The following is a 12,867-nucleotide window of genomic DNA, read 5'->3' as shown; positions in this document are numbered from 1 at the left end:
CCTTCGGGCAGGTCCCCACCGGGCACAGCCCCCTGGTGCGCGGCTACCTGCTGCGGCTGCTGGTGCGGCCGCTGCTGACCACGCTGGTCGTGGTGCTGCCGGCGCTGCTACTCGAACGGCTGCTGCGGTTGTTCGACCTGCTGGCACCCAGCGGGGCGATGAGCCCGATCATCCAGCTGCTGCTGTATCTTTCGCCGCATTACATCGGGCTTGCCTTGCCGGCGGCGCTGTTCATCAGCGTCTTTTCCGTGATCGCGGCCAGCAGCGAGCACCATGAGCTGGACGCCCTGCAAAGCATCGGCGTATCGCTGGCGCGGCTGTGCCGGCCGTTCCTGTGGGTCAGCGTGCTGCTGGCGGTGGGTGGTCTTGGCCTCTACGGCTACCTGCAGCCGCTGGGGCGCTACCACTACCGCGCGGCGCTGGATGCGGCGACGCATGCGGGCTGGAACGCCGCCGTGGTGCCGGGCGAATTCATCCGCATCGGCCGCCGGCTGAGCGTCACCGCCGACCGGGTCGACGAGGCGACCGGCCAGCTGAGCGGCGTGTTCATCGAGCAGCGGCACCCGGACGGCGCCGTCTCCACCACCACGGCGCAGGCCGGCTGGCTGACCAGCCAGACGGATGCCGGCCAGCTGGTGCTGGAGCTGCAGGACGGCGCGCAGGTCACCGTAGCGCCCGATGGCCAGGTGACGACGCTGCAGTTCGGCACCTCCAGCCTGACCCGCCACTTCACCATCGCTGTCGCCGTGTTCCGCCCGCGCGGCGACGACGAACGGGAGATGACGCTGGACGAGCTCTGGACCCGCCGCACGACGCTGACGCCGCCGCCGGAGGGCACCGCGCCGGTGCCGGCCCGCCGGTTGGTGGCGGAGCTGCACGGCCGCCTGGTGCGCGCCGCCTCGCTGGCCGTGCTGCCCCTGCTGGCGGTGCCCATGGCGCTCGGCGCGCAGCGCTCGCGGCGCTGGTACGGGGCGGTGCTGTCGGCGCTGATCCTGATGTTCTACCACCACGCGGTGCAGCTCGCGGAATCGCTGGGCGACCTCGGGGTGATGGACCCGCGGATCATGCTGTGGGGTGTCTTCGCGGCCTTCACACTGTTCTGCGTGATGACCTTCCGCCGGGCGCAGCGGCACCCGCAGGAAGGCCCGTTCGATGCCTTCTTCGCCAGGATCGAGGACATTATGGGCGCCGGGCTGGCGCGCCTGCCGCGCCGGCGCGGGGCGGCGCGGTGATCCGCCGCCGCTATCTGTCGCGACTGTTCCTCGGGCGGGTGGTCGCGGCGCTGCTCGGCCTCGCCGGGCTGCTGCAGCTGCTCGACCTGCTGGACAATGCCAGCGACGTGCTGTCGCGCGGCGGTTCCGGCGAGCTGTGGCTGTATGCCGCGCGGCGGCTGCCCAGCGTGCTGGCGCAGATGATGCCGCTGGCGGTGCTGATCGCGGCCATGCTGTCGTTGCGCCGTTTGGCGATGACGTCGGAGATGGCGGCGCTGCGCTCGGCCGGCGTGCCGGTGCGCTCCGTGCTGTCCGCCATGCTGCCGGTCTGCCTGCTGGCGGTGCTGGCCCAGGGCGTGCTGTCCAGCGTCGTGGCGCCGCGCACCGAGCGGGCGCTGGCAGAATGGATGGCGCGCACCGACAGCCGCGCCATCAAGCCGCCTTCCGCCAACCCGCCGCGCATCTGGATGCGCGTGGGGCGGGACATCGTCGGCATCGACCGCATCTCGCCGGACGGGCGGGAATTGCAGGGCGTGCTGCTGGTCACCCGCTCGCCCGAGCGGCTGATCCTGGCGCGCACGGACGCGCGGCGGGCCAGCCGGACAACGGAAGGCTGGGTGCTGCACGATGTCAGCGTCGCGGCCCCCGGCGGCGAAACGCTGCGCCACCTTGCCGAGCAGCCTTGGCCGCAAGGCCCCGCGCCGGCCGAGATCGTCGAGGCCGCGCGGCCGACCAATGCGCAGACGCCGGGCCTGTTGACCCGCTCGCTGCGCGGCGAGCAGCCGGCCGCACGTGGCCCCGCCTTTTTCACCACCCGGCTGCACGAAAGCGCCGCCCGCCTGCTGTCCCCCCTGGTCATGCTGCTGCTGGCGGCGCCCATGGCCTTCGCCACGCCGCGGCGTGGCGCGCAGATGCTGGCGCCACTGCTGTGCCTGGCGCTGGGGCTGGGCTTCCTGTTGTCCGGTGGCCTGCTTGGTGCCCTGGGAGAGGCCGCCATCCTGCCGGCGCCGCTGGCGGTCTGGTCGGTGCCGGTGGTCTTCGCGACGATCGGGGCCATGCTGCTGATGCATTACGATGAGCGCTGAATGGGGCAGCCCGCCGGTGGAGGTGGTGCCCGCGGCCGGCCGGGCGGCGATGGAAGCCTTTATCCGGCTGCCGGAGCGGCTGATGGCGGGCGACTCAAGCTGGATCGCGCCGTTGCGCCAGGAGCGGCGCATGGCGCTGTCCGCCCGGCACAACCCGTTCTTCCGCCATGCCGAGGCCGCCTTCTGGCTGGCCCGGCGCGGCGGCCGGGTGGTCGGGCGCATCAGCGCGCAACACGACCGACTGGCACCCACCGCCGCCGACGGCAGCGCAGCCGGGCATTTCGGCCTCTTGGCGGCCGAGGACGACCCGGCGGTCTTCGCGGCGCTGCTCGGCACGGCCGAGGCCTGGTGCCGGGCGCGCGGCCTGGGGCATGTCAGCGGCCCGTTCAGCCTGTCGATCAACGAGGAAACCGGGCTGCTGGTGCAGGGCTTCGACACGCCGCCGATGCTGATGATGCCGCACGACCCACCCTATGCCGGCGCGCATCTGGAACGCCTGGGCTACCAGGGCGAGCAGGACCTGCTGGCCTACCGCGTGGACACCGCGCCGCCGCTGCCGGCGGCGACCACCGCACTGGTCCGGCGCGGCCTGCCGGAAGGCATCGTGTTGCGGCCGCTGCGGCGCGACCGGCTGCGGCAGGAGGTCGGGCTGCTGGTCGAGATCTTCAACGAGGCCTGGTCCGGCAACTGGGGCTTCGTGCCGCTGACGCCGGAGGAAGTGGATGCCATGGCCGCCGCGCTGAAGCCCCTGCTGCGGGAGCGGCTGGTGTGGTTCGCGGAGACCGAGGGACGCGCCGTGGCCTTCGCGGTCTGCCTGCCCAACCTGAACGAGGCGATCCGCGACCTGTCGGGCCGGCTGCTGCCGCTGGGCTGGGCCAAGCTGCTGTGGCGGCTGAAGGCCGGCCGGACCACCACCGCCCGGGTACCGCTGATGGGCGTGCGGCGGGACTATGCGGATGGCATGCTGGGCCGGCTGCTGCCGCTGTTCATCGTCGACACGCTGCGGCGCGAGGCGCTAGCCCAGGGCATCCAAACCATCGAGATGTCCTGGGTGCTGGCCGGCAACCGGCCGATGCGCCGGCTGGCCGAGGCGGTGGGCGGGGAAGCCTACAAGACCTACCGGATCTATGGCCGGAGCCTTGCGGCGTGAGCGGCGTCACTGCCGTCATCCTGGCCGGCAGCCGGGCGGGGGCCGCCGACCCGATGGCCGTCGCCGGCGGGGTGTCGCACAAGGCGCTGCTGCCGGTGGGCGGGGTGCCGATGCTGTCGCGCGTCGTCCAGGCACTGCGGGCCAGCCCCGGCATCGGCCAGGTGGTGGTGATGATCGAGGCGCCGGCACGCAGCCTGTCGGGCTACGCGGCCCCGTCCGGGCTGCTGTTGCGCGAGGCCGCGGGCTCGCCCAGCCGCAGCGTCGCCGCCGCGCTGGAAGAATTTGGCACGCCGCTGCTGGTCACCACCGCCGACCACGCGCTGCTGACGCCGGCAATGGTGGCGCACTTCATGGACAACGTGCCGCCCGGCACCGATGTCGCGGCCGGGCTGGCGCGGGCCGAAACGGTGCTGGCCGCCTGGCCGGGCACGCGCCGCACCTGGCTGCGCTTCCGCGACGGGCGCTTCAGCGGCTGCAACCTGTTCTGGATGGGTGGCCCCGGTGCGGCGGCGGTGGTGCGGTTCTGGCGGCGGGTGGAAGAAAACCGCAAGGTGCCGCTGGCCATGATCTCGCTGCTCGGGCCGCTGGCACTGCTGCGCTTCGCGCTCGGCCGGCTGCGGCTGGACGCGGCGCTCGGGCTGCTGGGCCGCCGCGCCGGCGGCGCCCGGCTGGCCGCGGTGGAGCTGCCCTTCGCCGAGGCCGCGGTGGATGTCGACAAACCGGACGACCTGGCGCTGGCCGAGGCCGTCCTGGCCCGGCGCTAGCCCGCTTCCGCCTGCAGCCAGCGTTGCCCGAGCAGCTCGGCCTGCGCCACGTCGGCCGGGAAGTCGATCTCGCCCCAGGACAGTCCCTCGATCGAGACGACGCCGACCGGGATGCTGGCGGACAGCGCGTTGATCACCGACAGGTACCAGCGCTTCAGCCCCTCGGGCTGGCGCAGCGCCGCTTCCACGCCCTCGGCGAAATGCCGGCCGCCTTCCTCCCGGAACAGCAGCATGCCGATGGATTCCCCGTGCACCGTGTCCAGCGGCAAGGCCTTGCCGATGGCACGCAGCCGGTCGCCTTCAAGCGAGACCTTCATGTCGTCGGCATCGTAGGTGGGCTTGCGGTCGATGGTGACCGTGATGGCATTGGCGGCGTTTGCCAGAAGGGCGCGCAGGATACCGGGCTCGAACAGCGTGTCGCCGTTCAGCAGCACGCAGCCGCCCGAATAGCGGCTGCCGCCCTCGATCACGTCCCGCACCAGAAAACAACTTCCGGTGTTGTCGGACACCGCGAAGAAGGGATTGAACTGCGTGCGGACCCCGCGGCCCAGCTCGCCCACCTCCAGCAGCATGGCGTCCACCACCTCGGCGGCGAAGCCGGTCACCACGGTGACGTCGGTGATGCCATTCTCCGCCAGGGCGCGGAGTTGCCATTCCAGCACGGGGCGGCCGGCCACAGGCAGCATGCATTTTGGCCGATTTTGCGTGAGAGGTAAAAGCCGCCGGCCCTGACCAGCACACAATATCACAGCGCGCAATTTATCATCCTTGTCTACTGTCCGGCCAAAATCCACGCCCCGGGGCGGCGGCGCAGCACGCCGCGCAGCGGGGCCTGCCGGAAAGGGCGCGGACTTAAGCAGTTGGCGCCCTTCCGTGCCAGGGGCGTTGGTGCACCGCAACGCAGGGTTGTTCAGGGGGAATTTGACGTGCTTCCGGCGGCATCCTAGGCAGTCGCTTGGTCTGGCGTCGGAGGCGCTTCCGGCGAAGGGTCGGGTGGCTGACGCGTCCTGCCCGCCCGCCCGGTCGCCGGGCCGCCAGAACCGGAGCGTCCTGCATGTTGGCATCCATCCCGACCGCGAGCGGCCTGCCGCGGCGTCGCAACGACTTCACGACGCTGATCGACGCGCTGGACTATGCCGCGCAGGGCGCCACGGGGCTGGCCTTCCACACGGCGCGGGACGGCCACATGGCCAGCCTAACCTACCATGCCCTGCGCGAGGACGCCCGCGCCCTGGCGCAGCGGCTGCTCGGCGCCGGCCTGCGGCGCGGCGACCGCGTCGCGATGCTGGCCGATACCTCGCCCGACTTCGTGCGCGCCTTCTTCGCCAGCCAGTATGCCGGGCTGGTGCCGGTGCCGTTGCCGCTGCCGCCGCCCTTCGGCGGCCGCGACACCTATATCGCGCTGATCGAGCGGCTGATGCGCGGCGCGCGGGTTTCGGCCCTGTTCACGCCCGCCGACTTCCTGTCCTGGCTGGAGCCGCTGGCCGGGCAGCTCGGGCTCAAGGTCTTCGGGACCCTGGCGGAGCTTGATGCCGTGCAGCCCGCGGCGGCGCCGGCCGTGCCGAGTGGGCCGGACGACATCGCCTACCTGCAGTTTTCATCCGGCAGCACCCGGTACCCGACCGGCGTCGCGGTGCACCAGCACGCCGTCATCAGCAACGCTTCCGGGATCATGCTGCATGGCCTGAAGGTCCGGGATGGCGACCGGGCGATGTCCTGGCTGCCGTTTTATCATGACATGGGACTGGTGGGCTTTCTGCTGACGCCCATGACGGCGCAGCTCTCGATCGACCTGATGCCGACGTCGGACTTTGCCCGCCGCCCGCTGCGCTGGCTGTCCATCCTGTCGGACAACCGCGGCACGCTGTCCTTCAGCCCCAGCTTCGGCTACGAGCTCTGCGTCCGCCGTCGTGCCGCCACGCAACCTGAGTTCGATTTGTCGTCCTGGCGCGTCGCCGGGCTGGGCGGCGACATGATCCGCCCCGGCGTGTTGGCCGGCTTCGCCGAGGCCTTCGCGCCCAACGGCTTCCGCGCCGAGGCTTTCGTGCCGAGCTACGGCATGGCCGAAGCGACGCTGGCCATCAGCTTCGCCAAGCTGGGCGAGGGCGTGCGGACGGACGAGATCGACCTCGGGCACCTGGAGCGGGAAGGCTGGGCGGTGCCGGCGGAGCCCGGCGCCACGCAGCGCCGCGAATTCGTCCGCTGCGGCGCGCCGCTGCCAGGCCACCGCGTGGAGATCCGCGACGCCGAGGGGGCCCTGCTGCCGGAACGCCAGGCCGGCCGCATTCTGGTTCAGGGGCCGAGCATCATGCTCGGCTATGACGGGCAGCCCGAGAAGACCGCCGAGGTGCTGTCCGCCGATGGCTGGCTGGACACCGGCGACATCGGCTACCTCCTGGACGGCGAGATCGTCATCACCGGCCGCGCCAAGGACCTGATGCTGGTCAACGGCCGCAACATCTGGCCGCAGGACCTGGAATGGTCCATCGAGCAGGCCATGCCGGGCGTGCGCGCCGGCGATGTCGCCGCCTTTTCGCTGGAGCAGGGCGACGCCGGCGAGCATGTGGTCGTGCTGATCGAGGCCCGTGGCGCTGCCGGGCCGGATGCGCAGGAGCAGCTGGTGACGGAGGCCAGCGGCGTGTTGCGCGCCCGCCACGGGCTGGAAGCGCGGGTCGTGTTGGTGCGCCCTGGCAGCCTGCCGCAAACCTCGTCCGGCAAGCTGAGCCGTGCCTGGGCCCGCCGGCGCTATCTCGCCGGGGATTTCACGTCCCGGGATGAAAGACGGGAAATCGCGTGACCGATGCGGAACCGGCGCGTCCTGTCGCGGCGCTGACGGGGGGCACTGGTTTCATCGGGCAGCATGTCGCGGCGGCTTTGGCCGCCGCCGGCTGGAAGGTGCGGCTGCTGTGCCGGCGCGACATTGTTTCCCCCCGCCTGGCCGACGTCACGCCTGAACTGGTGCTGGGCGACCTGGCCGACCCCGCCGCACTGCGCCGCCTTGTGGCAGGCGCAACCGCCGTGGTGCACTTGGCCGGGCTGACCAAGGCCCGGAACCGCGATGGCTTCATGCAGGTCAACCGGGATGGCACGGCCCTGCTGTCCCGGACGGTGGCAGCGGAAAACCCGGCGGCACGCTGCGTTCTCGTTTCCTCGCTGGCCGCGCGGGAGCCGGCTCTTTCTGCCTACGCCGCCAGCAAACGGGCGGGCGAGGATGTGGTCGGCCCGGCTTGGACCATCCTGCGCCCAGGCGTCGTCTACGGGCCCGGTGACCAGGAAGGCCGCGCGCTGCAAAGGCTGGCCAGGGCCCCCTTTGCAGCGCGGGTCCGCGCCCCTGCCGTGAAACTGGCCATGGTGCATGCCACGGACCTGGCGGAGGCCATCGCCGCGCTGTGCGCGGACGATGAGGCCGGGGGCCGCTACGAGATCGCCGATCATCGCCCCGAAGGATACGGCATGGAGGAGATTCTGCATCTGGTGGCCGAACTGCTCGGGCGCCGCCCTCCGCGCATGGTGACGCTGCCGGATCAGGTCTTCAACTTGGCGGGCATGGCGGCGGATGGCTTCGCATTGGCGACCGGCCGGCAGGGTATCTTCGGCTACGGCAAGACACGCGAGCTGCTGCACCGCGACTGGAGTGTCCGGCCCGGCGCTACCATCCCACGGGGTCTTTGGTCACCGAGAATATCCCTGGCTGCGGGAATGCAAGACACGCTGCGATGGTGGCAAACGCATTCCTCGAGAACGCACTGAGAAGCCCGGCATAAGATATCAACCAAACGGCCTTCGACTTGGCCACTGCCGCCTTGGAAGTATCGATGCCGTTATCTCTCGTTTTCGGTAACCCTGGCCATCGGGTTATCTCCAGGTGCTGTGCGAGGACAGGATACACCGCACGATAGACTGGCAGAGCATTCGGGTCAGTGCACATGGCGTGCCTCAGGCAATCTCCAGTCCAGGAAACGGGAAGTGCTGGAGTTTGCCAAGCAAGGATGCTTCGGTCTTGAGGCTGACGCGGACGATCAATGCGTCAGGATTTTCCCTCAGCAGGCTGAGAGCCTTCAAAAGAGATCTTGCTGCCGCCCTGGGCGCAGCGGCCGCAGGGCTTGCGCTGCCACTGGTAAAGGCGCTCGCGAACGGCGCTGCCGCTAAGGGCGCGGCAACAAGGGCGCCACCCGCTCTGTCAGACTGCGCATGGCGGCTTCAGGCGTCTTCATGCCGAGCACTGCGGCTTCCGCCTCCTCCTTGAACAGGTCTCCAGCGCGGGCTGCTTCGTCGAAGGCCGGCAGCGGCACGCGGGCGACGCGCAACACGCGGCGCTCCTCCTCCGCATAGGGGATCGTGGCCTTCAATTGTGGATCCTCATAGGTGCTGTTGCGGACCGGGCCGTTGCCACCGAGTGCCATGGCCAGCGTGGCTTGCCGCGTCAGCATCGCCTTGATGAAGGCCCAGGACAGGTCCTTGCGCCGGGCGTTGCGCGGGATCGCCATGCCCCAGAATTCCACCTTCGCCGGCGCCACCTCAAACTGCCCGCGCAACGTTTCGCTGACCGGCACGGCGGCGGTCATGATCCGCCCGGCGAAGCGGCCCTTGGAGGGGTCGTTGTACAACCGGTTGCGGCTCATCCCCGTCAGCGCCATGGCGGCGCGGCCGGTCTGCATCCAGGTGTTCACGTCCTCGGTGCCGATGGCCGAGAAGGTGCGCGGAAAGGCATTGGCCTCGAACAGCCGACGCAGCAGGCGGATGGCGTTGAGCATTGGCGGCTCGGCGGCGACGCAGCGGAAGTCGGGGGTGATGAAGTCGCCGTTCCAGGCGCGGGCGATATCGATGACATTGGCGTAGGCGACGCCGGGGATCACCAGCCCGACCACCGGCGGCCCACCCTCGCGGTAGGAGCAGCGCAGCGCCACCTCCTCCAGCGCCTCGATCGTGCGCGGCGGCTCCGTGATACCGCGCTTCTCCAGGATCTCGGCGTTGTAGTGCAGGCCGGAGGAGGAATGGCGTACTGGCAGCGCCACCTGCGCCCCGCCGACGCGGAAGCCCTGCACCAGCCCGGGGAACAGGTCCTCCGGCGCCTCGATCGGGTCGCGCGCCATCCACGCGTCCAGCGGCTCGAACAGCGCGGCGGCGCGCGGCGTGACCTGGGTGTTCAGCACGAAGCCGACATCGACGTTGCCCTCGGACAGCGAGGCCTCGCGCTGCAGCCGGTCCCACAGCGGACCGATGTCGAAGGTGGTCCACTGCACCGCCGCGCCGCTGGCGCGGCTGAAGGGCGCCGTGACATCGCCGCCCGGCGCCGCCGTGGCGACGGTCTGGTGCACGCGGTGGGACAGCACGGCGAGCGGCGCGGCCTGCGCCCGCGCCAGGCGGGGCGCGGCAAGCGTGCCGAGGGCGGAGAGGGCCAGCAGGGCCCGGCGGTCGATGGCGGTCATGGGTCAACTCCCTTGGCCCGCCGCGGCCTCGTTCAGTCCGGGCCGCGTGGCGGGAAGATCTCGGCGATGGCCTCGTCGGCGGCGGCGAAGTGGGCGAGCATCGCCTGCGCCGCACCCTCGGCATCGCCGGCGCGGATGGTGTCGGCCACGCGGCGGTGCCGCTGCCAAGTGGCGCGCCAGTCGGCCGGGCCGCGTTCGCCACGGTCGTTGAACAAATGCATCACCGCCTCGATCACCGGTCGCAGCCCGTGCACCTGCAGCCGCACCAGCCGGTTGCCGGAAAGCTGGCCGAGGTGGTCGTGGAAGTCGAGGTCAGCGGTGATCCAGCGCGGCACGTCCCCCATCGCCGCCTCCATCCGCGCCAGGATCGCCTCCAGCTCCGCGATGCCCCCAGGCGTGGCGCGGGCGGCGGCGAGGCGGGCCACCTGCGGCTCCAGGATGCGGCGCAGCTCCACCGCCTCGGCAAGGCCGGCGCGGGTGCCACCGGCGGCGAAGCGCCAGAAGCGGCTGAGCGGCTGGGCGTCCAGCGCCTCCACCACCCGGGTCGGGCGGCCCTGGCCGATCTGCACAGCACCGAGCGCCTCAAGCTGCCGCACCGCCTCCCGCACCACCTGCTTGGAGACACCGAAGCGCGCGGCCATGCGCGCCTCGGATGGCAGCGCCTGACCGGGGCCTATGCGGCCGGCCAGGATGGCCTCGGACAGCGCGCCGATCACGCCGTCAGCCAGGCGGGTCTGCTGCAGGGGCAAGCCGTCGAAGGGGTCGTCCAGGGCGGGGGCGCTCATCCGGGCATCCTACCCGAGTCGCCGAGGTGCTTGCAACTAAGCAACCTATCCGATAAGCGGTGAGGCAAGGGAGATAACGTTCGTGTCCGATCCTCTGCTCATCCGGCAGGTGGTGGCGCATCCGTTGCGCGCCGTCCTGCCCACCGTGCAGCGCACCAGCCAGGGTGACTGGCCGGCGCTGGAAATCGTCGTCGTCGAGCTGCGCACCGAGAGCGGGCTGGTCGGCATCGGCGAATGCCTGGCCCGGCGCGGCGCCGCCGGCTACGCCCGCTTCATCACCGATGCCTTGGCGCCGAAACTCATCGGCCGCAGCGCGCATGACCGCCGCGCCCTGTGGGCCGCGATGCGCGGGGTGCTGACCGGGCGCGGCGGCGGCATGCTGGTGGAGGCGATCGCCGGCCTCAACATCGCTTTGTGGGACCTGGCGGGGAAGGCGGCCGGGCAGCCGGTGTGGCGGCTGTTGGGCGGCATCGGGCGCGGGCGGGTGGATGCCTATGCCTCCTCCGTCAACTGGGCGGACCAGGGGCGGATGGAGGCGGAGTTGGAGGCGGCGCTGGCGCGCGGCTTCCGGCAGGTGAAGCTGAAGGTCGGCCGCCCGGTGCGCGAGGCTACCGCCTGGGCCCGCCGCGCCCGGCAGATTGCGGGGCCCGAGGTCGCGCTCTACGTCGATGCCAACTGGATCTATGACGCCGACGACGCGCTGCGCGTCGGCCGCGTCCTGGCCGACGAGGACTACGGCTGGTTCGAGGAACCGCTGCCCCCCGACGACCACGCCGGCTACCGCCGCCTGGCGCAGCATCTGCCGATCCGCCTGGCCGCCGGGGAGAGCGACTTCTTGGCGCACCAGTCTGCCGCCCTGGTGGCCGACCACGTGCTGGGGCTGGTGCAGCCCGACGTCGCGCGCTCCGGCGGCATCACCGAGACCTGGCGCATCGCCGAGCATGCGGCGCTGCACAACGTCGCCTATGCGCCGCATATCGGCTGGTCCGGCGCCATCTGCGCCGCCGCCAGCCTGCACCTCGCCGCCGCAGCCGAGAGCTTCATGACCTTCGAATGCATGGTGTTCGACAACCCGCTGCGGCAGGCGCTCTGCGCCCCGCTGGAAGGCGACGTGGCACGGCTGGAGGAGGGGCAACTGGTGGTACCGGACCGCCCCGGCCTCGGCATCGACCTGCTGCCGGATGCCCTGGAGCGGATGAGGATCAAGGAATGACCGGGATGGATGCCGCAACCCTGCGCCGCGCGCTGCGCGACGCCGACCCCGCGCTGTCGCGTTTCGACCCGCTGCCGCGCATCGTCTTCTGCGACGATTTCGACCGCGGCTTCTGCGGCTGGACGCAGCTGGTGGGCAACTACGAGGACACGCTGGATTCCATGCTGCCGAGCTACGCGCAGCACACCCAGCCGATGCTCAGCACCCTGCCCAACTGGGATTCCGGAAGCCACCACGGGCTGGACGGCGGCTACGTGCTGAAGGTGCAGAGCCGTGCCCGCAAAGGCTCGCGCAACACCGCCATCAAGCGGCTGACCTTCCGCAAGGCAGGGCCGATCCGCCTGGAATTCTACTTTACCTTCAAGCCGGAAGCGACGGAGCTGCGGCTGTCCGAGACCGACGTGCGCTCCTTCGGCTTCCTCTACGACCTGCAGTCAGGCGACCAGTCGGCGGGCGGCGAGCGGGTGATGCCGCACTTCCGCTTCCTCAACGCGCTGGACGGCCAGCACCTGCAGAAGTGGCAGTTCAAGCAGGCGCTGCAGCCGGCCAAGGACCTGGGCACCGAGGGCAAGACCGCGACGCACGACCACCTTTCGCCTGAGGGCTGGGAGGACCTGCCCGGCGGCGCGCAGAAGCTCTGCTACAACGAGATCGCCACCAAGGTGAACTGGCATTACGCCTGCTTCGACTTCGACCTCGCCACCTGGCGCGCCACGGGCCTGCGGATCAACGACCGGGAGCTGGATGTCTCGGCCTTCCAGCCGATGCGGATGCCCGCCTGGCGCAACCTGTGGTGCATGCTGAACATCGTCTTCTTCGTCGAGACGGACGCGGACAAGCGCGCCTTCCTGGCGCTGGACGGCGTTTGCCTGTCGGGGGACTTCTGAGATGCTGGCGCAGAACATCGCCGCCGTCGTCTGCCGCAACGAGCATTGGACGGGTGCCTGCGCGACCGAGCCCTATGAATGCGGTTGGGCGCGGGAGGCCATCGTCTTCGTGCGCGCACTGAAGGCGCCTTTGCTGCCACCGGGCACCGTGGCGCGGGTGCAGATCAGCCCGGATGGCATGCACTGGACGGACGAGGGCACCACCCTGGCGCTGCCGCAGGCGGCGCAGGAGTTGCGCTTCGCCCGCGTGACCCATTTCGGCGGCTGGCTGCGGCTGGTGGCGGAACTGCCCGAGGGCGCCGGCATCACCCTGCTCGTCACCCTGCACCTGAAGGAATGAGGC

General features: G+C 71.0%; 12 protein-coding genes. 9 read left to right on the top strand and 3 right to left on the bottom strand.

Going from position 1 to position 12,867, the window contains the following annotated elements:
* Window positions 1-35: 35 nt before the first annotated feature.
* Genes IAI59_RS20385 through IAI59_RS23180 form a run of 4 tightly spaced genes read left to right on the top strand, consistent with a single transcriptional unit; the run spans window position 36 to window position 4,210 of the window.
* Complete coding sequence (locus IAI59_RS20385; RefSeq protein WP_207415434.1) at window positions 36-1,232, top strand: LptF/LptG family permease; 1,197 nt, start codon at window positions 36-38, stop codon at window positions 1,230-1,232.
* Window positions 1,229-2,296: an LptF/LptG family permease gene (locus tag IAI59_RS20380; RefSeq protein ID WP_207415435.1), complete on the top strand. Its 1,068-nt coding sequence runs from the start codon at window positions 1,229-1,231 to the stop codon at window positions 2,294-2,296. The genes IAI59_RS20385 and IAI59_RS20380 overlap by 4 nt, the downstream gene beginning before the upstream one ends.
* Window positions 2,286-3,446, top strand: coding sequence for a GNAT family N-acetyltransferase (locus IAI59_RS23185; RefSeq protein ID WP_207415436.1), 1,161 nt, complete (start codon window positions 2,286-2,288; stop codon window positions 3,444-3,446). The genes IAI59_RS20380 and IAI59_RS23185 overlap by 11 nt, the downstream gene beginning before the upstream one ends.
* Window positions 3,443-4,210, top strand: coding sequence for a nucleotidyltransferase family protein (locus IAI59_RS23180; RefSeq protein ID WP_272877399.1), 768 nt, complete (start codon window positions 3,443-3,445; stop codon window positions 4,208-4,210). The genes IAI59_RS23185 and IAI59_RS23180 overlap by 4 nt, the downstream gene beginning before the upstream one ends.
* Here the strand turns inward: IAI59_RS23180 and IAI59_RS20370 are convergent.
* Window positions 4,207-4,959: a phosphocholine cytidylyltransferase family protein gene (locus tag IAI59_RS20370; RefSeq protein ID WP_419556677.1), complete on the bottom strand. Its 753-nt coding sequence runs from the start codon at window positions 4,957-4,959 to the stop codon at window positions 4,207-4,209. The two genes, IAI59_RS23180 and IAI59_RS20370, sit on opposite strands and share 4 nt — an antisense overlap.
* 305 nt (window positions 4,960-5,264) lie before the next feature.
* On the opposite strand from IAI59_RS20370, the gene IAI59_RS20365 reads away from it, so the two are divergent.
* Together IAI59_RS20365 and IAI59_RS20360 are read left to right on the top strand one after the other, a co-directional pair.
* A complete protein-coding gene (locus IAI59_RS20365; protein ID WP_207415438.1) occupies window positions 5,265-7,007 on the top strand; it encodes a fatty acyl-AMP ligase in 1,743 nt (580 codons plus the stop codon).
* Window positions 7,004-7,960, top strand: a complete 957-nt coding sequence (locus IAI59_RS20360; RefSeq protein ID WP_207415439.1) for an NAD-dependent epimerase/dehydratase family protein — start codon at window positions 7,004-7,006, stop codon at window positions 7,958-7,960. Before IAI59_RS20365 ends, IAI59_RS20360 begins: the two co-directional genes overlap by 4 nt.
* A 395-nt stretch (window positions 7,961-8,355) precedes the next feature.
* On the opposite strand, the gene IAI59_RS20355 is transcribed toward IAI59_RS20360, so the two are convergent.
* Both IAI59_RS20355 and IAI59_RS20350 read right to left on the bottom strand, forming a co-directional pair.
* On the bottom strand, window positions 8,356-9,639 hold the full coding sequence (locus IAI59_RS20355) for an ABC transporter substrate-binding protein (protein WP_207415440.1): 1,284 nt from the start codon (window positions 9,637-9,639) through the stop codon (window positions 8,356-8,358).
* A gap of 32 nt (window positions 9,640-9,671) precedes the next feature.
* Window positions 9,672-10,424, bottom strand: a complete 753-nt coding sequence (locus IAI59_RS20350; protein ID WP_207415441.1) for a FadR/GntR family transcriptional regulator — start codon at window positions 10,422-10,424, stop codon at window positions 9,672-9,674.
* Between the two features lie 82 nt (window positions 10,425-10,506).
* Between IAI59_RS20350 and IAI59_RS20345 the strand changes: the two genes are divergently transcribed.
* From IAI59_RS20345 to IAI59_RS20335, 3 genes are read left to right on the top strand one after another with little or no spacing between them, the layout of a single operon-like run.
* On the top strand, window positions 10,507-11,637 hold the full coding sequence (locus IAI59_RS20345; RefSeq protein WP_207415442.1) for a mandelate racemase/muconate lactonizing enzyme family protein: 1,131 nt from the start codon (window positions 10,507-10,509) through the stop codon (window positions 11,635-11,637).
* Between the two features lie 20 nt (window positions 11,638-11,657).
* Window positions 11,658-12,524 carry a DUF6772 family protein gene (locus tag IAI59_RS20340; protein WP_336512632.1) on the top strand — a complete coding sequence of 289 codons (867 nt, stop codon included), beginning with the start codon at window positions 11,658-11,660 and terminating at the stop codon, window positions 12,522-12,524.
* Window position 12,525: 1 nt separating this feature from the next.
* Window positions 12,526-12,864, top strand: coding sequence for a hypothetical protein (locus IAI59_RS20335; RefSeq protein ID WP_207415444.1), 339 nt, complete (start codon window positions 12,526-12,528; stop codon window positions 12,862-12,864).
* Window positions 12,865-12,867: the final 3 nt, after the last annotated feature.

The organism is Roseomonas haemaphysalidis (assembly GCF_017355405.1).
Classification (GTDB): Bacteria; Pseudomonadota; Alphaproteobacteria; order Acetobacterales; family Acetobacteraceae; genus Pseudoroseomonas; species Pseudoroseomonas haemaphysalidis.
The sequence above is the reverse complement of the archived record's forward strand: the minus strand, read 5'-3'. Positions and strand labels throughout refer to the sequence as shown.

Coding starts and splice junctions, on each gene's coding strand:
- IAI59_RS23185 (WP_207415436.1), top strand. CDS start 2,286: ATGAGCGCTGAATGGGGCAGCCCGCCGGTGGAGGTGGTGCCCGCGGCC.
- IAI59_RS20365 (WP_207415438.1), top strand. CDS start 5,265: ATGTTGGCATCCATCCCGACCGCGAGCGGCCTGCCGCGGCGTCGCAAC.
- IAI59_RS20355 (WP_207415440.1), bottom strand. CDS start 9,639: ATGACCGCCATCGACCGCCGGGCCCTGCTGGCCCTCTCCGCCCTCGGC.
- IAI59_RS20350 (WP_207415441.1), bottom strand. CDS start 10,424: ATGAGCGCCCCCGCCCTGGACGACCCCTTCGACGGCTTGCCCCTGCAG.
- IAI59_RS20335 (WP_207415444.1), top strand. CDS start 12,526: ATGCTGGCGCAGAACATCGCCGCCGTCGTCTGCCGCAACGAGCATTGG.